Consider the following 19,343-nt stretch of genomic DNA (forward strand, 5'->3'; position numbering starts at 1 on the left):
GTTAGATCTCGGTGGCAGAGATTCTCAAGTTAAGTGGCAGTCATCATTTGAAATTTACAACACAAAACGAGATTTTCTGCCAGCAAGAGATTTATGACTGCCCCACATTTTTCCTGTTTTAGTGATTACCGTTCTTAAAGTTGAGGCAACTTAAATGTTACAGCGCGATTATCTATATCGACGCTTGTTGAATGTTATGCGTAGAACAAGCGTCCGAAGCAGTTCGTAATGTCAGTATTGTTGACACCTGCTCTGGTGAGTCGCTCGCAGACTCGCTGGTACAATAATACGGCCGCTATGAATCAGTTTGTGATTATGTACAGTGAACGCGTATCACAATGACAAACATCCATAAAAAAGCCACTTCAACCGAAGTGGCTTTTTATAGAAGACAACGCCTTACAGTGCATTTTTAAAGATTTGAACAACCTCATTAAGCGTCGCTTTACGAGGGTTAGTCAACTGACAAGCGTCTTTTTTCGCGTTTACAGACATTACTTCCAGGTCTTCTTCTTTCACACCTAAAACAGTGAGGTTTTCTGGAATACCAATAGATAGCCCTAACGCTTTTATACGTTCAATTGCTTTTTGTGCCGCCGCAGTGGTAGAGAGTCCTTCTACGTTCTCACCTAATGCACGGGCGATATCGGCATAACGCTCAGGACATGCAATGAGGTTGAATTGACACACATGAGGTAACAATACGGCGTTACAAACACCGTGAGGCAAGTTATAGAAACCACCAAGCTGGTGCGCCATCGCATGGACATAACCCAGGCTTGCATTGTTGAATGCCATACCAGCAAGGTACTCGGCGTATGCCATCGCATCGCGGGCTTCCATATTTTCACCGTTTGCTACGGCAGTGCCTAAATGTTTACCGATCAACTCTATCGCTTTAACAGCACAGGCATCAGTAATTGGGTTTGCAGCAGTTGAAACATAAGCTTCTACCGCATGGGTCAAGGCATCCATACCCGTCGCCGCTGTTAATGATGGCGGCATGCCAACCATTGAACGAGGGTCGTTAATCGCGATATTTGGTGTACAGCGCCAGTCGACAATCGCCATTTTTACATGGGTATCGGTGTTGGTAATAATACAGAAACGCGTCATTTCACTCGCTGTTCCTGCAGTGGTATTGATAGCCAGGAATGGAGGCATGTTGTGCTTTGATTGATCCACACCTTCGTAGTCACGAATATGACCGCCGTTGGTGGCAACGATACCGATACCTTTTGCACAGTCGTGAGATGAGCCACCACCCAGAGAAATAATGCCATCACATTCGTTCTCGTGATAAACCTTAAGGCCATCGTGAACGTTTTTGTCTGTCGGATTTGGCTCTGCGCCATCAAAGATAACAGCTTGCAAGCCTGCTTCTTCAACATACGATTTAATTTCGTCAGCCATGCCCATTTGATTGATGCCTTTATCAGTCACAATCAGCATTTTTTTAGCGCCTAACGCTTTTGCCTGAGCGCCAGTTTCTTTTGAACAACCTACACCCAGAAGAGAAACATTAGGGATGTAGAAGCCGTAGGTTTGGTCAGCAAGTGCCACAATCAATATCCTTGCGTTGTAGTGAATTCGGTGTCGTTATACACCTTAATATCGGTTACCAGCTTGATTTACATCTATATTTTCAGCGTTATCGCAAGGGCGAACTAAAAAACTGATTTGATTGGATCTGAGCTAGTACACTCCTACTCTTCTCAACTGGCCTCTGCAGCTTGTGCGTTAGTTAAAAAATCAAAACGAATAGCTAACGCCGATTGTTATGCTGTCCCAGTCTCTTGACCTAAAATCAGGGAGTACCTGATAATCTACAAACACATCGAATCGTTCGCTGATTTGATAATCTAATCCAACACCGTAGGTAAAACCGCCTTCTGTTATTGTTTGCTTGTAAGGTACGTTCCCTGTGATGTTGCCTTCTGCATCGTTTTGCTGCGCTAAGCCATTTATTTCGATTTCTGTGTTGGAGTAACCGGCTAACCCGTAAAGCTTAATGGCTTTAAATATTGGGTATTGGGCTTTTAGTAATAATGAAGCCTGAGTATTAATGTCTTCACTGTAATTACCCCATGGTGCGTCGGGCATGCCATAAAAACCGGAATACCCGGATGTTCCGGCTAAAAACCTGACCTCCAGGCCAACATATTGATTATACAGGTAACCTGCTGTCAGTCCCGCAGCATCAAAGTCTCTGCCGTTAATATCAACTTCTTGAAAACTGTATGTTGCGCCTATGCGCCAGACATTTTCAGCATTAACAGCAGATACAAAAGTTAATAGCAGAACTGCACTCGCAATATTCAGTGTTTTTCTCATTTTAAATCCTTTTAATTTTACCAGTGAAGGCATCGACATCATTACTCAAAGAATTCATGCCTGAAGAACGTATGTGGCATAAGGAACTTTCGATTATATTCCTCTATCAAATTTAAGCTAACACAACAGCCTCCAAAATAAGCAATCCTATCCGGTTTTTTGTAGCAAAATCACCAGTTTAGTGTCCGGTTTTTATACATATTAGAATTAAATTAAGTAATATTTAATGGTTAACTTCTTGTAATAAAGGAATTTCTTATTTATGGCCGGAAATATGCTTTACGAAAATGTTACGTGAATCATAAATCTCGTTTAATAGATAGGACATTATCTATCAAAAAAAACAACATTTTTGCTCACGTGATATTTGAAAAGGTCTAATTCAATAAATAATAAAAGGAACATTACATGAGAATAATGAAAAGCGTTGTATTTACAGTCGTACTCCTGTTTGGTGGAGTGGCTAATGCCAGCATAATGTTGTGGCTGGACCCCGCGGTTCAATCAGACGTTGCAACGGGAGATGAGGTTTCTCTCACGCTTATGGTTGGCGGTCTGGGCGATGGCGTGCCCGATTCACTGGGGGCGTTCGATGTAGATATCATGTTTGACGAAAGCCTATTAACTTTCATGAGTTATGATTTGTTCGATGGTTTAGGTGATATTGATGCGTTTGAAGCCGATGATATTAGCTGGGGTTACGATGGTGCAAGCACAATCAATTTGGCCGAAGTTAGCTACCTGTTCGACTTCGAACTGGATGCACTGCAATCTTCTTCTTTTGCCCTGGCAGATATCGTTTTTCAGGTTGGCGCTCTGGCTGCTGGTGAATCAACAACCGTCTCTCTCTCGCCCTTGGAATTCAGTGATAGCTCTGGAGTCAGCCTTTTGGTTGATCTGGGTGATGACGCCGTTATTACCGCAGCTCAAACTGCCGTTTCCGCGCCTGCATCTTCCGCTTTGTTAGGCTTCTCCTTTTTGTTGCTGTATCTAAGACGCCAAACACGTACAGCACACACGAAGAATCTCTCCACTACAATCGCTAACTGCTAATAAAAATTAATGTTTCAACACGCTTAATACATACAGATAACTGTTGTATCTCACTTACGTCGAGATAGTTCTGCTGTTAAAAAGGAAATTAACATGCGTAATATCAGTAAACTTGTAGTACTAGTATCACTAGCATTGAATGCCAACAGTGCATTTGCTAAAAAACCCGAGGGAGTGTCTCAGCTGTTAACCGACACTTCAGGCAATGCTAAAATAAGTATCGATAAAAAATCTGGTAAAGCCCGTTTTATTCGGCTACCCACCTACTCTCCACTCAGTGCACTTACCGTTAACAAAAATAAAGCGGGTGTAATTAATATTGCCGACAACTCAAAGTCCTTTTTACGGGATTACGGCAGCGCTTTTGGTATCAAAAACGTTGATCGTGAGCTGGAATTAGTCAGCACAAGTCGCGATAAACTGACTGGTGAACACGCCACTTTTCAACAATTTTATGAGGGTATTCCGGTATTTGGTGGCGAGATTCGCACTCACTATAATTCTGCCGGTCAGTTGATCGTGGTAAATGGTAACTTCTTATCAGATATCAAAGTTAGTACCAAGGCAACGGTTAAACCCTCTCTTGCTGCCAAAATAGCTATCATGACGGTTAGCAAGGATCCGGCCCAGGCCCTAAACACCGAAGCTTTAGTCTGGAAAGATAAAGAAACGGTATTAACCGGTTCTGAGCTTAGCGCTAAATCAACTAAGTTGATGGTGTTTCGTGAAGGTTTATTAAAAGGTGTACCGGGTAAGGACCACCTGGTTTATGAAGTTGAGGTGACCAACAAAGACACCAGCGTTCGCGAATTTATCTATGTTGATGCACACAGTAAAGATATCGTTGATCAGATTACCGGTATTCACGACGCACTTGATCGCCGCGCCTATGATGCGGAATCACAACCACACCCAGGCCCTAATTACCCGGATTTTCCGTTTTGGGTTGAAGGGGATGCATTCCCAACGGCAAGCTCAGAAGCTGATAATATGATTCTCGCATCTGAGGAAACGTATTCATTGTTTTCCAATGCATGGGGACGCGATTCATTTGATGGCAGTGGTGCCATTATGGATGCCATTTTTAACCGCGGAGACAGTTGCCCCAATGCGTCATGGAATGGTGTTTATATTTCATTTTGTCCGGGTTTAACCAGCGATGACGTTACCGCCCACGAATGGGCTCATGCTTACACACAATATACCAATAACCTGATTTATCAATGGCAATCAGGGGCGTTAAATGAATCCTATTCAGATATCTGGGGTGAAACCGTTGATCGTATAAACGGCCGTGACGATCTCTCTTTACCGAATACACCACGTTCTGACGGTAGCTGCTCCGTTCATGGCGCAGGCTCTCCTAGTGTAGACGACAGTGTTCGTTGGCTAATGGGTGAAGATACATCAGGATTTGGCGGTGCCATTCGAGATATGTATACCCCAACCTGTTATGGTGATCCCGGTAAAGTAACCGATTCTGAATATTTTTGTTCTACAGCAGATTCTGGTGGTGTGCATTATAACTCTGGCGTTCCAAACCATGCTTTTGCGTTGATGGTCGATGGTGGCAGTTACAACGGTTACGCTGGCAGTGGTCTTGGTCTTACCAAGTCGGCGCACATTCACTGGGTGGCACAAAACTTACTCACCGTTTCCAGTAACTTTGCTGATCATGCCGACGCGCTGGAAGCAGCTTGTAGTACCTTGATTGGCGATGATCTGGTTGGGTTAACGGATGGTCTGCCTACAGGTGAAGTGATTACCGCTGCAAACTGTGCTGAAGTTGCCGAAATTATTGACGCGGTTGAACTACGCACACCACCTGAGCAGTGTGGATTCGAGCCAATTTTGGAAACGCCGGCACCAGCACTGTGTGATGGTTTAGGTGTTGTTCAACCGATCTTTACGGAAGATTTCGAAAATGGTTCTGTGCCCTCGGGCTGGACAGTTAGTATGCACGATGTGGCTAATCCGTCGACGTTTGACAGTACTGGATGGGAAGTTACAGGCGATTTACCAACCGGCGCTCTGGGTAGTTTTGCTGCGTTTGCCCCGGATTTAATTGCAGGAGACTGTGCTGCCGATACCGAAGCTGGTGTAATTGCACTGGATAGCCCGGTAATTGTTTTACCAGCAGACGAAATTCCTCATGCTGCCTTTACTCACTGGGTGGCTACTGAGGCTGGCTGGGATGGCGGTAACCTGAAAATCAGCGTTAACGGCGGCCCATTCACTGTAGTGCCCTCCTCGGCTTATAGCTTCAATGCTTACAATACAGCGTTATCAGCAAGTGATAATCCACTGGCTGGCGAAGAGGCCTTTACCGGTGCCAACGAAGGTGGACTTACCGGTAGCTGGGGGCAATCACAAATTGACCTGTTAAACGTGGCAATGCCAGGCGATAGCGTTCAATTCAGGTTCGATTTTGGTACCGATGGTTGTAATGGTGTCACCGGTTGGTACGTTGATGACATTGAAGCCTACTCCTGTTCTGAAGAGCTGCCACCGGTGTGTGGTGATGGCGTGTTAGACATTGGTGAGATGTGTGACGACGGCAATGGTGACAGTGGCGATGGTTGCTCAAGCAGCTGTCAGGTTGAAAGCGGTTACTCCTGTACCCTGCCTATTCCGTCATCAAACAGTAGCAACCTTGTGGGCGACTGGAGCTTTGAAGCTGGCGTACCAAACCCGGATTGGACGCCAAGTTCAACCTTTGGTGGCGTAGCCGGATTCCCTCTGTGTGGACCTGGTAACGGTTGTCCGGTTGATCTTGGTAATACCGGTAGCTGGATGGTGTGGATTGGTGGTTTATCCGGCGGCGTAACCAGCAGTGTTTCACAAGATATTACTTTGCCTGTAAGCGCAACTGAGATCAGTGTAGAAGTACTACGAGGCATATGCGCGGCACCGGATGACACCATCACAGTTACAATCGATGGTAACGAGATTGGTGATGTTGTTTGTGATGCAACGGATGGTGACTATGTTACCCAAACCTTCTCTATCGTGCCCTTCAATGATGGCGGTGAACATACACTGGCTATTGGTGGAACAGTAGGTACCGAAGATAGCCATACTAACTTCTTTGTTGATGACGTTATCATAGAAGACAATATGGCTGTGCCTGGCACACCAAGTGTTTGTACGCCAGTTGTTACAGAGATAGCTTGTAATACCGGTATCGTTGGCTTTGACAGTGGTATCGCCCCTAGCTGGACTGTTGTAGACAACGCTGGTGAAGGTATTGTCTGGACTACAATAGCTGACTCAGGCGTTGGTGGGAACTTCACCGGCGGTGACGGCGATGCTGCCACAGCCAATAGTGATGCTATTCCTGGTGAGTTTGATACTGAACTGCAATCTAACTCGTTTAGTTTAGCAGGCATGTCGTCAGCGACCCTGGAATACCTGGTTAATTACCAAAACCTGGCCGGTAGTGATTTTCTGAATCTGGATATCAGTACCGATGGCGGCAGTACCTGGGCTCAGTTGCTAAGTTGGAATGAAGACCATCCTCCAGGCAGTGCGTTTATCAGTCCTGGAGAGCAAGTATCTGTTGACTTGTCTGCCTACTCTGGTGAAACCGATCTGAAACTACGCTGGCATTACTTTGATCCTAATTCAGGTGATTGGGATTGGTATGCCCAGGTTGATAATGTAGCCTTATCCTGTGAAGAAGGCTCGCAACCGATGCAGTGTGATATTAATGGTGATAATTTTGTTGACCGCAGTGATATACGGTTAATCACTCAAGCACGCAATCAACCTGCTCAACCGGGCGATCCTCGCGATAACGACGGCAATGGTGTAATTAATGTATCTGACGCTCGTCAATGTACACAACTTTGTACTTTACCGCGCTGTGCACCAGCACCATTATAATGGTGGTTAAGTAAACCCTGATTAAGCCCGGCGTATGCCGGGCTTTTACGTGGTATTAAAATTATGTTCAGACTTATATTTTTATTTTTGTTTTCTTTAACAGCCTGTACTGGTAACGCAAAAGCGCCCACCAATGCCGTTTCCGATGATGACAGTTCAACAACCCAGCAACAATCAGGCTCTCAGCTGATTTCAGCAGAAAAACTGGTGTTAGCCGTTAATCAAACCGTTAATTTTAAAGACCTGATATTGCGTGTAGTCGCCATAGAAGATTCACGTTGTGCCATTGGCGAAGAGTGTATTTGGGCCGGACAAATGAAAATCGATCTGGAGATTAGCAAAAATGGCAGTAATCCCGAACGAGTTACGCTAGAACACCAGCGAGAAGCAAAAGCGTATCAGATATTTGGGTACACCTTCAAATTGCTTAACCTTACCCCTCATCCTCAAAAGGGCAAACAGATAACGCTAGCCCAACAATCCGTTGAGCTGCAAATAGCAATAGCAGACTGAATTACTGCCGTTATCTGGCTTTTTAGAAAAGTAAATGCCTCTGCCATAAACGACAAGAGGCACTTATTCATTTAGGTTTTTAATTTAAGCTCGCGAAGGTAACTATCCAGTTTACAGTAGAGCAGTGTCATCAGAGCCACCGCATAAAAATACTTCGACGTAAAAATATAGTCACCACGGCTGAGCGCTAAGTAAAACATCATAACTGCGCAATATATAATATTTAATAACACTAAAAGCTGGCCAAATCGGAAGAGTCTGGAAAAGTCATTAGTGCGTGGCATCATAAAACCCAGCTCCTTTACCTGCACCAATGTTAGTTGCGACCTTTAGAGAACCAATGTTACAGGCAATATCCGACCAGTCCCATAAACCACCATTAATATTCACTGTGTCTGCATAATCAATTTTTTGCATCACTGTCACCTGGTTAACTAATTAAATTGCTTTAAATGAGCTAAGGCAGCTTAAATTAAAGCTAGGCATGGGAACCACTGTCCCTGGGTATAGAATTCACCCATGATCGTCATTCGCTGTAAATTTTGACTGAACTAACAGTATTTAATTTTTGGGGGGCTGTAATCTCTGCTTCTGCGGCATTGCATTAATAAGAAAGGTGCAAATAGAAAAATAAACCTGAATATTGATTGTTACTGATTGTCATTTATTACCTGCAGCAACGAGGTAAAAGCAAACGCGGCGCCTGATAGTACTTCATCCATAGCTTCTTCAGGTACGTCATTTTCGTTTATCTGCCGGGTGATGTAATTCAGTGTTTGCGCGAAGTTACGGGTTTTATTTTTTCCGTAACACTGGTAAAACGCTGTTACATCACCCCTGCCCAACTGCTTTGCCACCCTGGGACCAAGCACCATTCCACCTAAAGCAGAACCTTCAACCACGTACAACATGCCAAGATAAAACAGAGAAGATTTTGCTGGTATTGCTAATGCATTTGCCGGGCTGTTGATTAATGCCTTCGGGCAGACAGATAATGCCATCAGGTCCTTTTCAATAAGTAAATCCTTGGCTTCATAAAACGGTAAGTCCCGCGCTAGATTTAATTTAGTAACTAATGCGTTACCTATGGCTCTGTACCAACAGAGCATGGTAAGTAAAACGCTGGCATAGGATTTTTCTGAAAGATTGGCAGACATAAGAATGCTGATACTATAATGAGAGTCCAGCTGTCTGTGTAAATCGCCAGTATGTGCTTTCAGTAAAGTATGTAGTTGTGATTGCTCGTAGATTACGCTAGTGCTCATGTGCATCCTGCATATTAAGGTTTATCGTTACCGTAGTACCTTTCCCCTGGAGCGAAGAAATCTCAAACTGTCCGCCCATGTTTCTTACCAAAGACTCAGCAATAGAAAGCCCTAGGCCAGAGCCATCCTGATTAGAAAACCGTTGATAAGGTTGCGTACATTTAGCCAGCTGTTCCTGAGTCATGCCGGCACCGGTATCCTTAACCTCAATGCGCACCGTACCATAGAGTTTTTGCACAACCGTTACTGTAACGTTGCCACCAATATCGTTGTATTTGATGGCATTTTCTAACAAGTTAATGAGTACTTGTCTTACGCCCCGAGGCTCTGCATAAACCGAAACCGTTTCACACTGTACGTCAAAACTAATCTGCTTATTGTCGGCAAGGGGTTGTATCAGCAATATAATTTCACTAATCAGGGATTGCAGGGGGATAACACGAAAATTCTGAACATCAACCGTGTCAACAAGCGCTGACGTTTTCAGTGTATAGTCAACCACCTCTTTCATCAGCGAAGCGGTCTGATGTAAAGATTCAATCATAGAAAACGTTTTTTTGTCTTCGTTACTCACGTACTTTCTGCGCAGGATATCTGACAACCCCAGCAATCCATTCAGTGGTGTCTTAAGTTCGTGCATCAGCTTTGCCATCATTTCACTGCGCAGTTTATTTTCGGTTATTGCCCGCTCTCGTGCCGCCACCAGGGAGTTTTGAATACGGGTAGCTTCGGTAATATCCAGAAACTCATACATAATAAGCCTGACTCTGTCCGGCTCTTCCGATACAAAGTGACAATAATCAAACAACAGCGCTTGTTTAAGCTCGACATTACGTACACCGGAACTGGCGGTTTTAATGGTCAGTGAATCTGAAGAATGAGACTGAATGTGTTCAATGCCCAGTAAGCTGGCAAACTCGGTCAGCGTTATCCCAATCAAATCGGTATGACTTACGTTAAAGGCCTCTGCAGTGACATTGTTAATAGCCACAATTTCACTTTCTGCCGAAGTCCCCTGCTCTATACCTATAGCAATTCCGGTGGTAATGCTGTCAATCAGATTGGTGGCAACGCTTCTTAACTGTTCCCGTTTTTTTATGGCTCTGCGCATTCCGTTACGCAATAATATTGCAAGCTCTGTTTCATCCACCTCCAGGTCTTGCCGAATATTGGCAAACGAACTGATAAACGCTTTTTGGTGCACCTCACTCCAAGGGACAGACTGACCTTCGACGTTTTCTACCCAACGTTTAAAGCTCTGTCGGGGCGAATAACGCAGGGTTTCCTTTTCTTTTTGCGCAAAATGGCGCGGATCCCCACCCCAGCATATGGTTTGATTAAGCATTTTTCTGAACACAAAAAAGCAGCTAAAGGGCTTTACCGACAGACAGTACATTGCCATACCGGCAAGACCATGAGAAATGGGGAAATCGAACGGTGATTTATCCCAAAAATAAAAGCCAGGTGAATACTTAGCCTTAATACGGCTGACCATTTCTCTTATTTCAGATAGGCCTGGCACAATACCAATGGAGACAATCTCTTCATCAATAACCATTGTTATCCCCTGTGCCCCAACAATTTTATGCAGTGCTGTTTCTGACAGGAGTAACGTGTTGAAGGGTTCGAGATCATCTCGCAGATTTGTCATCAGCCGGTCTACCGCTTTAACACTTTGTTTGGCCAGGATCTCTTTTTCGCGTTCGATTACATCGGCAAAAATAGGGTTAATAAAGTGCACCAGCTTTTGAAAATACACATATTCATCAATGCATGCTGCTCTGGACCGGGCAAAGTGCAGAGAAATTAACCCCCACAGTTTACCGTCCAGAATAATTGCGCAGGAAACCGTACTGCCAGTGCCCATGTTCTTCAGATATTCAATATGAAATGGCGAAATACTGCGGGATACACACTGGGATAAATCTACCGTGGTTATGTCATCGTTATCACAAGCAACAATATCTACGGCTTTATTTAGTGAAAATAAATGGCGACTTTTTAATTCCAAATAAAGTGAACGGGCAATTTTGGGAATATCCGTCGGCGGGTAACGCAGGCCCAAAAAGCTTTCGTAATGCCCCAACACCCTCTCGGCAATCACCTCACCCGACCAGTCCTCATGGAACTGATAAACCATGACTCGTTCAGCCTTGGTTTTTTCGCTGAGTAAATGGCATATTCGATCAGAAAGCTTCCATATGTTTGCCATTTCCTTGCTGGCAATGTCTTTAAATTCTTCAGGCTCAAATGCAGCAAAGGAATGTTGTTCGGCACTTCTCTCACAGATAACGTAACCATTTTGTTCGTGCCTTAACCATTTGCCTTGCTGTTCCACTTCCACTATCTGGTGGCCTGAACCCAGGATCTCAGCACCGGGGGCAGACAAAATTGCTGGTGCGGACTCAATTAACGGTGAAGATGAGCCAGTATCACTGGCAATGAGTTTCCCATCTTTAAAAATAAGCACATCAAACCCTGGCTGAACAGCGCCAGTCGCCCTTAAATTTTCACTTTCGCATTCTGCAAATTCTTTCTCGTACTCAATATTGCTTTTAATCATGAAGCAACCTTTACATAGGCCGAGATCCGCCGCTCGAACTCATCAAAAGCCATGGGCTTTAAGAAAACGTCGGTAAACCCAAGTGCCTGAAAATGATCGATGTCAGCTTGCTGAGAGCGCGCGGTAAAGGCCAGTATCGGGCAACTAAATCGCGCTTTTATGGCAGGCAAAATTTGCGTGGAATTACCGTCTGGTAACATTATGTCAAGCATAATGAGGTCGTAGTCTGCCGACGGGTTGGCGTTGAGACTGTTCATGAGTGATTCCAAAGTGGTATGGTGCTCCACATCCGTGATTTCCATCATGTCCAGCATCTCTATCGCTACCAGGCTGTTCATCGGATTATCTTCTAAATAAAGTACACGGGTATTCATTTAACGTAACCTCTTTATCCTATTCGATAGTCGGCATTTTCTGAACAACCAGTTAAAGCAGTCACTGAGCTAAACAACAAGCCAGCGATGCCGTGCTGCCTTCATCAATTCATTAAGATAATTGTTTTTAGTGGGTAAAACGTATAGCGCTTTAATAAAAGATAGATTGGATTTTGTGAACCCACAATAAACTTTAGGTTGAAATACCAGACCTGCCTAGTCATCCGTAGTGGCAGTTAAAAAGCATGAGTTTCTGCTAATACAATCAGGCTGCTCAGTAATACTCACTGCGTTCCCCTACACAAATTCAATATCACGTCATTTTCCAGCAACTGATGATTAGAAAATGGGCGAAACCTTAGATAAAACAATAACAAAGCTAAGCGAGAGTTTTAGGCAATAAACTCAGAGCATCAGTCAAATCCGTTCTAGAGGTAATTACGAATAAACAAGTACACAAGTTAAGTCGGTACGACTAAACGAGTACAAGCGTGTCAGCAAGCGTCACTCTGCGCGTATCTATTTTAAATACGAAATAAGGAGAGCATCATGTTGAACGACTATTACACACTAGCCAACAACGTAAATATTCCCAAAATTGGTCTGGGTACCTGGATGATTGAAGATGACGACGTAGAACAAGTCGTTATTGATGCGGTAAAAGCGGGTTACCGTCACATTGATACGGCGCAGGCCTATCAGAACGAAGCCGGGGTAGGACGAGGCATTAAAGCCTGCGGTGTACCACGCGAAGAACTATTTATCACAACCAAGCTGGCAGCCGAAGCCAAAACGTACGAAGAAGCCAAACAGGCTATCGATGAATCGCTGGCCAAGATCGATGCTGGCTATATCGACATGATGATCATTCACAGTCCGCAACCCTGGGCTAATTTTGGTGATGACGATCGGTACTTCGATGGCAACTTACAAGCCTGGAAAGCACTGGAAGAGGCCTACAAAGCAGGCAAGCTGAAAGCGATTGGTCTGTCTAACTTCCAGCAACAGGACATCGAAAATATTCTTAAGCACTGTGAAGTTAAACCCGTGGTAAATCAGTTGTTAGCGCACGCCAGTAATACGCCTTTTGAATTGATTGAATACGTGCAAAAGCAGGAAATGCTGGTAGAAGCTTACTCCCCTGTTGGTCATGGCGAGCTATTTAAAAACGACACTATCACTGAGATGGCTAAAAAGTACGGTGTGTCTGTGCCACAGCTGGCCATCCGCTATGACTTACAGTTAGGGTTGTTACCGCTGCCTAAGTCTACCAATCCGGATCACATGAAAAATAATGCAGACGTAGAATTTGAAATCAGTAAAGAAGATATGGAAACGCTGAAAAATCTACCAAAAATTAAAGATTATGGTGACGCCAGCAACATGCCGGTGTTCCAATAATCTAAAGTAATTTAATCAGGGCTGCCCATGGGCGGCCCTTTTTTTGTTACACCAAAGTGGTGCTTGAATGGCTAACAAATGAACCAAATTAGTTCATTACCAAGCCACGAAACCAGCATAAAATGCCCAAGTAATTGATTTTACTTCACTATTTTTACTGGCATCGAATGTGCTTTAATAATCGATGAAATTTGATTAAAAGCGCAACTTACGTGCTTGAGCAAAGACGCTCACGCTGCTTCAACCTGTTGAATGCGGCTGAGCGTTTTTTTGTGCCCAAAATAAACTAACGCGACACAGGATAACTATCATGATTACAGATCGTTCTCAGGTTACTGCTTTAATTCAGTCAGCCAAAATCACAAAAGGGATTAAATGGTCAGAAATAGCCGAAGTAGTCGGGCAATCCAAAGAATGGAGCACGGCTGCCTGTCTGGGGCAGATGGCAATGACCAAAGAACAGGCCGAGGGCGTAGGTGCATTACTTGGTCTGACTGATGAAGCCGTAGCATGGCTGCAAATCGCCCCTTACAAAGGGTCGTTACCTACAGAAGTCCCAACCGATCCGCTTATTTACCGCTGGTACGAACTGGTTAATGTTTATGGCACCACATTAAAAGAACTGATCCACGAAGAATTTGGTGATGGCATCATGAGCGCCATCGATTTCTCCATGGATTTACAGCGCGAAGAAGATCCTAAAGGCGATCGCGTGCACGTTGTCATGTCTGGCAAGTTCTTACCTTACAAAATGTACTGAGTTTTATTGGCTGTTCCCTGCCAACTCCGCAGCCTGAATTATCAGGCTGCGCTTTTTACCTTAAATCCCGTGGCGACGACCCCAACACCATCACAAGTAATAACATAATCTGGTATATTGCCAACTATCCGTTTGCGCGCAGCGCGTTATTACTCTCTGAATTGACTCATAAATGACCCAAACTTCTGTTTTTACGCCTCGTTTTACCTGGTTTTTATTTGGACGGGGTATTTTTAGTGCCATAGAATCCATTATGGCTGTGGCTTTTGCCTGGCACCTGTACGAACGCACCGGCGATCCTTTCGATTTAGCCCTGGTGGGATTATTTCAGATAGTACCTGTATATCTACTGTTTCCCATTACCGGTTGGGTGGTGGATCATATTTCCCGCAGCAAAATCCTGCTGGCTGGCGCAACAATGCAACTGCTGGTGTTAAGCGGTTTCGCGTTATTAATGATGACCGCTGATTTTAATAAATGGTTATTGCTTTCACTGATTAGTATTCATGGCTGCAGCAAAGCTTTTATGTCACCTGCTCTGCAGGCAACGCTACCCAATCTGGTTCCACCCCATCATCTTAATCAGGCCGTTGCTATTACCAGTACGGTATGGAATATCGCCCTGACCGTTGGCCCCTTTGTCGCCGGTATTTTAATTGCCCTGCTGGACCGTAATATCTATTGGCTCCTGGTGAGTGGAGCAGCTATAACTTTGTTGTGTTTTTATCAAATCCCAGCCATTGGTGCAGCCAATACGGGCACAGGCAAGCGGGACTTAATGGGGGGGCTGCGGTTCGTAAAACAAAATAACATTGTTTTAGGCAGTCTTAGTCTGGATCTGTTTATTGTTTTATTGGGCAGCGTGGTAGCACTATTGCCAGTTTATGCGGCGGATATTCTTAAAGTGGGGCCAGAAGGCTTAGGCCTGTTACGGGCGATGCCCGCGGCCGGTGCAGTATTGATGGGCATCTACCTGTCTAAATTCAAAACAGAGTTCCAACAAACCGGCTCAACGCTGTTTATTTCGCTTAGCGTTTTTTCGCTGTCAGTGATTGTTTTCGCGCTGTCAGAAACCATGTGGCTGGCTGCGACGGCTTTATTTGTTTACGGCGCGTCAGACATGATCAGTGTGGTCATTCGCGGCGCAGCGGTGCAACTTAATACACCTGACGAATTAAGAGGCCGGGTCAGTGCCGCTAACTCCATTTTTATCGCCTCTTCCAATCAGCTTGGCGATTTTCGTGCTGGTGCCGTCGCCGCCGCTATCGGCCCGGTAGCAGCCACGCTGTTAGGTGGTGGCTGCGCACTGGCCATTACGCTGGGTGGTGCCATCTGGTTTAAAGAATTACGTCAGCTCAAAAGCCTGAAGAACTAGCGGGTACGTAATCGTACCCCAACACACCAACATAAGCACAATTGCCATAAAGACGGCGGCAGAGCCAATGTCTTTGGCTTTACCGCTGAGTTCATGAATTTCCGGGCCAATGCGATCGACAACCGCTTCTATGGCACTGTTGAGCAGCTCAACAATAATGATCAGCAAAATCGAGCCAATCATTATGAGCCGCTCGAGCCCGCTAACATCCAGCCACAAACTAAGCCCGGTACCCACTACCAGTAATGCCATTTCCTGGCGAATTGCCGGTTCACTCAAAAAAGCGGCTTTTAACCCTTTAAGTGAATACATGGTTGCATAATATAACCGCTTGTATCCGGTTACTTTAGTGACAAACATAACTTCCCTTCTTACTGCGCTTCGCTAATTTACCGCACAATCTGAATGTGTGGTGTATAGATTGCAAATAGATTACAAATAGATAGCAAGATAACATTTTGGTTCATTTTTTGTAATCTGGCATGTTTAGATTAAGGGAATCTTAACCTATGGAAATTATTGATGTTTTAACATCTAAACAAAGTCTCCTCGCAATCGGTTGCCTGGCAGTAGTAGTGGTGTTGTACATTGCTAAGCGCCTGTTTCTGGTGCGTTTACGCGCACAAATGTTGCAGCAGGATGCTGAACATAATCATTTTTACCAGGTGCTTATCCTTGCCCTGAATGCTCCACTCAATCTTACGATCATCACTATTTTACTGTGGTTGGCCCGTTATGGCGTTACCATTACCGGTGTATTGCCTAAAGAAGATACCGAGATACTTGGTCATGTGGTTCAGGCGCTGGTAATTATCACCCTCATCTTATTTATCGAGCGTTGGCTCACCTATGCCATCAAGGTTTACGCATCACGCTCGCCGTTATTGAATAACACCCGTAGCATTGCCAGCGGCGCTATCAGAGCGGTGTTAATTGGTCTTTGCGTACTGCTGGTATTAGGCTCGCTGGGCATTTCCGTTACGCCACTAATAGCATCACTGGGTATTACTTCTCTGGCTGTAGCACTGGCACTACAACCTACGCTGGAAAATTTCTTTTCCGGCGTGCAAATATTAATTGATAAACCCTTCAGGATTGGCGATTTTATTGAGCTGGAAAGCGGCGAGCAAGGCTTTGTAGATAAGATTGGCTGGCGTTCAACCTGGATAAAAATGCTCCCCAATAACATTGTGATTGTGCCTAACGGAAAAGTATCGCAGTCTAAAATTATTAATTATTACTATCCCGAAAAAGAGTTATCGGTGCCGGTTGAGGTGGGTGTGCATTATAATTCTGACCTGGATTTTGTTGAGCAAATTACACTTGAAGTAGCTAACCAGGTGTTGTTGGAACACGAATGGGGAGTAGAAAGTTACGAACCCTTTGTGGTGTATCATACCTTTGATAATTCCAGCATTAACTTTACCGTTATGCTGAGAACAAAGGAATATTTTAACCGCTTCTTTGTCAAATCAACGTTTATCAAAGCGTTACATAAGCGCTTTAATCAGGAAGGCATTGTTATCCCATTCCCGATTACCGCATTAAACTTACAACAGGAAGGCGCTGAAGAAATATTGGCCGCACATCACAAACCTTAAGCGCCAAAAATAACTAAGGCGCTCAGCCAGTAATAGCTAAGCGCCCTCGCTTTATACTTTTACAGCAAGTAAATCGCACTCAATACCATGCAATACAGAGTTAGCGGTAGAGCCAAGCAGAAGCTGCACACCACTTTGGCCATGGGTGCCCATCACAATGAGATCGGCATTCAATTTTTTCGCCATCTCATGAATTTCCTCTGCTGCTGAACCAATAGCAACATGTAAATGCGTACGAGGCACGTTATGGCCGTCGGCAATACCCTGCAGTTTTTTCATCGCCTGATCACGTACTTCTTCAGAGAAGTCGCGCTCTAAAAACAAGCCGTAGGGCTCAAAGTTGGTTTGTGGATAAGCCACATAAATCAGATTGAGTTTGCTTGCCGCTCCGGCAAGTTCCAGGGCCTTTTCCACTACCTTTGCGTGCTCGTTAGCAAACACGTCAATTGCGACTAAAACGCTATTATATCCACTCATTATCAGCCTCCTTAATGGCTGTTTGTTTACTATAGTGTAATCCAGTTTCTATAAAACTATTTGACGTTTATCAATAAATTACTATTGAGGTAAAGCTTAACTGCCATTACACCGACTGAGTTTCGTGATTTATCTCAGCCAGGGTATTTGCGGGCTTAAAGGTTGACGCACAGGCTTCTTTAAGGTGCAACTGGTAACGTTTTGGTGCCGTTTCTTCGTTAATAAAGCTACCAGGCTCGATTAACGGAAACAGTTCGTCGTAACGCATGATCGTTTGTTGATCCACCCGTCGAAAGATATGCGTACGATTTAATTGTTCGGTACTGCCATGACCCGTTGACGACAGAATATCCACGGTAGCCAGTATAGTTTTTTTATGAAATGTCGCCACCCGGGTACTTTTATGGTTAACATCCAGCCCTTTATAGAGTTTAGGATCCTGAGTAGCCACGCCCGTTGGACAAGTATTGGTATTACAGGACAACGACTGTACACAGCCAATCGCAAACATCATGCCTCGTGCACTGTTACACAAGTCTGCACCCAAAGACAGATTTTTCACAACTTGAAATGCCGTAATAATTTTTCCGGATGCGATTAACTTGATCCTGTCCCGCACACCAAAACCCACTAATGCATCGTCGATAAACGCCAGCGCTTCTCGTAACGGAAAGCCGATAGAATTAGAATACTCCAGTGGAGCTGCACCAGTGCCGCCCTCGCCGCCGTCTACGGTGATAAAATCCGGTGTGATACCCGTTTCTATCATGGCTTTACAAATGGCCAGAAACTCACTTTTTCGCCCCAGCGCCAGCTTAAAACCTATGGGTTTACCATCGGACAGCTCACGCAGTTTCTGGATGAAATGGCACATTTCAACAGGTGTACTGAACGCTTTATGGGTAGGCGGCGAAATAACGTCCTCACCAGCAGTAACACCGCGAATTTCGGCAATCTCGGGGGTATTTTTATGTGCCGGTAATATGCCACCATGCCCGGGTTTAGCCCCCTGAGACAATTTAATCTCAATCATCTTAACCGCAGGTAATGCGGCTTTTTCCTGAAAAGCCAGCTCATTAAAGTTACCGTCTTTGGTACGACAGCCAAAGTAGCCGGTGCCAATTTGCCAAACAATATCCCCACCGTTTTCCAGGTGATAAGGCGTTAAGCCGCCCTCTCCGGTATTTTGATAAAATCCCCCCAGCGCAGCCCCTTTATTAAGCGCCATGACTGCATTTTTACTTAATGCACCAAAGCTCATGGCTGACACATTTAAAATACTCGCCGAATAAGGCTGCTTACAATCAGGCCCGCCGATGGTGATTCGCGGATTGTGGTCTACCTCATCCACACTGAGGGCGGATAACGAATGGCCAATCCACTCATAGCCGGATTTGTAGGTATCAACCTGGGTACCAAAAGGAACACTGTCCACACTGCCCTTCGCCCGTTGGTAAACGATTGAACGAAACATGCGACTGATAGGCCGGCCACTGGTTTCGGTTTCCAGCAGATATTGTTGAAAGAACGGCCGGAAATCTTCGATTATCCAGCGCATTCGGCCAATTAAGGGAAAGTTAACCAGTAACGAGTGACGGTGCTGCATCGAGTCGTAAATGCCTACACATAACAAACCACCGCTGATAAGGGGTAGCCACCATAAACCCGAAAGCCATAAGGCAAGACCCAGAGTTAAGACAAATATCCCAATGAGGTAACTAAAAATAACGTGTCGCATAGCA

16 protein-coding genes are annotated in these 19,343 nt (G+C 44.7%); 7 read left to right on the forward strand and 9 right to left on the reverse strand.

All coding sequences use genetic code 11. The features are described 5' to 3' along the window. Positions 1-399: 399 nt before the first annotated feature. Both BFC17_RS09085 and BFC17_RS09090 read right to left on the reverse strand, forming a co-directional pair. Entirely contained in the window at positions 400-1,563 is a 1,164-nt protein-coding gene (locus BFC17_RS09085; RefSeq protein ID WP_070176114.1) for an iron-containing alcohol dehydrogenase, read from the reverse strand. Between the two features lie 189 nt (positions 1,564-1,752). Next, entirely contained in the window at positions 1,753-2,367 is a 615-nt protein-coding gene (locus BFC17_RS09090; protein WP_070176115.1) for a porin family protein, read from the reverse strand. Between the two features lie 375 nt (positions 2,368-2,742). On the opposite strand from BFC17_RS09090, the gene BFC17_RS09095 reads away from it, so the two are divergent. The 3 genes from BFC17_RS09095 (at position 2,743) to BFC17_RS09105 (ending at position 7,785) form a co-directional block, all read left to right on the forward strand. Next, a complete protein-coding gene (locus tag BFC17_RS09095) occupies positions 2,743-3,387 on the forward strand; it encodes a hypothetical protein (protein WP_139142034.1) in 645 nt (214 codons plus the stop codon). A gap of 93 nt (positions 3,388-3,480) precedes the next feature. After that, positions 3,481-7,272 (forward strand): M4 family metallopeptidase, encoded by a 3,792-nt coding sequence (locus tag BFC17_RS09100; protein ID WP_070176117.1) that lies wholly within the window; start codon positions 3,481-3,483, stop codon positions 7,270-7,272. Between the two features lie 63 nt (positions 7,273-7,335). Further along, positions 7,336-7,785, forward strand: coding sequence for a hypothetical protein (locus BFC17_RS09105; protein ID WP_070176118.1), 450 nt, complete (start codon positions 7,336-7,338; stop codon positions 7,783-7,785). A gap of 270 nt (positions 7,786-8,055) precedes the next feature. On the opposite strand, the gene BFC17_RS22535 is transcribed toward BFC17_RS09105, so the two are convergent. The 4 genes from BFC17_RS22535 to BFC17_RS09125 form a co-directional block, all read right to left on the reverse strand. After that, complete coding sequence (locus BFC17_RS22535; RefSeq protein WP_175439553.1) at positions 8,056-8,202, reverse strand: hypothetical protein; 147 nt, start codon at positions 8,200-8,202, stop codon at positions 8,056-8,058. Between the two features lie 233 nt (positions 8,203-8,435). Further along, positions 8,436-9,050 carry a biliverdin-producing heme oxygenase gene (locus tag BFC17_RS09115; RefSeq protein ID WP_070176120.1) on the reverse strand — a complete coding sequence of 205 codons (615 nt, stop codon included), beginning with the start codon at positions 9,048-9,050 and terminating at the stop codon, positions 8,436-8,438. Continuing rightward, positions 9,040-11,613, reverse strand: coding sequence for a sensor histidine kinase (locus BFC17_RS09120; RefSeq protein ID WP_070176121.1), 2,574 nt, complete (start codon positions 11,611-11,613; stop codon positions 9,040-9,042). Before BFC17_RS09120 ends, BFC17_RS09115 begins: the two co-directional genes overlap by 11 nt. Continuing rightward, positions 11,610-11,987: a response regulator gene (locus BFC17_RS09125; protein WP_070176122.1), complete on the reverse strand. Its 378-nt coding sequence runs from the start codon at positions 11,985-11,987 to the stop codon at positions 11,610-11,612. The genes BFC17_RS09120 and BFC17_RS09125 overlap by 4 nt, the downstream gene beginning before the upstream one ends. A 549-nt stretch (positions 11,988-12,536) precedes the next feature. Here BFC17_RS09125 and BFC17_RS09130 point away from each other — a divergent pair. From BFC17_RS09130 to BFC17_RS09140, 3 genes are all read left to right on the forward strand, one after another. Continuing rightward, positions 12,537-13,388 (forward strand): aldo/keto reductase, encoded by an 852-nt coding sequence (locus BFC17_RS09130; protein ID WP_070176123.1) that lies wholly within the window; start codon positions 12,537-12,539, stop codon positions 13,386-13,388. A 310-nt stretch (positions 13,389-13,698) separates the two neighbouring features. Next, positions 13,699-14,148: a cyanase gene (cynS, locus tag BFC17_RS09135; RefSeq protein WP_070176124.1), complete on the forward strand. Its 450-nt coding sequence runs from the start codon at positions 13,699-13,701 to the stop codon at positions 14,146-14,148. 172 nt (positions 14,149-14,320) lie between these two features. Next, a complete protein-coding gene (locus BFC17_RS09140) occupies positions 14,321-15,523 on the forward strand; it encodes an MFS transporter (protein ID WP_070176125.1) in 1,203 nt (400 codons plus the stop codon). Here the strand turns inward: BFC17_RS09140 and BFC17_RS09145 are convergent. After that, complete coding sequence (locus tag BFC17_RS09145; RefSeq protein WP_070176126.1) at positions 15,494-15,883, reverse strand: diacylglycerol kinase; 390 nt, start codon at positions 15,881-15,883, stop codon at positions 15,494-15,496. The two genes, BFC17_RS09140 and BFC17_RS09145, sit on opposite strands and share 30 nt — an antisense overlap. Before the next feature lie 149 nt (positions 15,884-16,032). On the opposite strand from BFC17_RS09145, the gene BFC17_RS09150 reads away from it, so the two are divergent. Beyond that, entirely contained in the window at positions 16,033-17,124 is a 1,092-nt protein-coding gene (locus BFC17_RS09150; protein ID WP_070176127.1) for a mechanosensitive ion channel family protein, read from the forward strand. Positions 17,125-17,175: 51 nt separating this feature from the next. Here BFC17_RS09150 and BFC17_RS09155 read toward each other — a convergent pair whose 3' ends face one another. Both BFC17_RS09155 and BFC17_RS09160 read right to left on the reverse strand, forming a co-directional pair. After that, positions 17,176-17,601 carry a universal stress protein gene (locus tag BFC17_RS09155; protein WP_070176128.1) on the reverse strand — a complete coding sequence of 142 codons (426 nt, stop codon included), beginning with the start codon at positions 17,599-17,601 and terminating at the stop codon, positions 17,176-17,178. 106 nt (positions 17,602-17,707) lie between these two features. Beyond that, the gene (locus tag BFC17_RS09160; RefSeq protein WP_070176129.1) at positions 17,708-19,339 is read right to left on the reverse strand and encodes an FMN-binding glutamate synthase family protein; all 1,632 of its coding nucleotides are present in this window, start codon (positions 19,337-19,339) and stop codon (positions 17,708-17,710) included. Positions 19,340-19,343: the final 4 nt, after the last annotated feature.

This window comes from Marisediminitalea lipolytica, assembly GCF_001758465.1.
GTDB lineage: Bacteria > Pseudomonadota > Gammaproteobacteria > Enterobacterales > Alteromonadaceae > Alteromonas > Alteromonas lipolytica.

Coding starts and splice junctions, on each gene's coding strand:
- BFC17_RS09145 (WP_070176126.1), bottom strand. CDS start 15,883: ATGTTTGTCACTAAAGTAACCGGATACAAGCGGTTATATTATGCAACC.
- BFC17_RS09115 (WP_070176120.1), bottom strand. CDS start 9,050: ATGAGCACTAGCGTAATCTACGAGCAATCACAACTACATACTTTACTG.
- BFC17_RS09120 (WP_070176121.1), bottom strand. CDS start 11,613: ATGATTAAAAGCAATATTGAGTACGAGAAAGAATTTGCAGAATGCGAA.
- BFC17_RS22535 (WP_175439553.1), bottom strand. CDS start 8,202: ATGCAAAAAATTGATTATGCAGACACAGTGAATATTAATGGTGGTTTA.
- BFC17_RS09100 (WP_070176117.1), top strand. CDS start 3,481: ATGCGTAATATCAGTAAACTTGTAGTACTAGTATCACTAGCATTGAAT.
- BFC17_RS09150 (WP_070176127.1), top strand. CDS start 16,033: ATGGAAATTATTGATGTTTTAACATCTAAACAAAGTCTCCTCGCAATC.
- BFC17_RS09130 (WP_070176123.1), top strand. CDS start 12,537: ATGTTGAACGACTATTACACACTAGCCAACAACGTAAATATTCCCAAA.
- cynS (WP_070176124.1), top strand. CDS start 13,699: ATGATTACAGATCGTTCTCAGGTTACTGCTTTAATTCAGTCAGCCAAA.
- BFC17_RS09090 (WP_070176115.1), bottom strand. CDS start 2,367: ATGCCTTCACTGGTAAAATTAAAAGGATTTAAAATGAGAAAAACACTG.
- BFC17_RS09155 (WP_070176128.1), bottom strand. CDS start 17,601: ATGAGTGGATATAATAGCGTTTTAGTCGCAATTGACGTGTTTGCTAAC.
- BFC17_RS09095 (WP_139142034.1), top strand. CDS start 2,743: ATGAGAATAATGAAAAGCGTTGTATTTACAGTCGTACTCCTGTTTGGT.
- BFC17_RS09140 (WP_070176125.1), top strand. CDS start 14,321: ATGACCCAAACTTCTGTTTTTACGCCTCGTTTTACCTGGTTTTTATTT.
- BFC17_RS09125 (WP_070176122.1), bottom strand. CDS start 11,987: ATGAATACCCGTGTACTTTATTTAGAAGATAATCCGATGAACAGCCTG.
- BFC17_RS09160 (WP_070176129.1), bottom strand. CDS start 19,339: ATGCGACACGTTATTTTTAGTTACCTCATTGGGATATTTGTCTTAACT.
- BFC17_RS09105 (WP_070176118.1), top strand. CDS start 7,336: ATGTTCAGACTTATATTTTTATTTTTGTTTTCTTTAACAGCCTGTACT.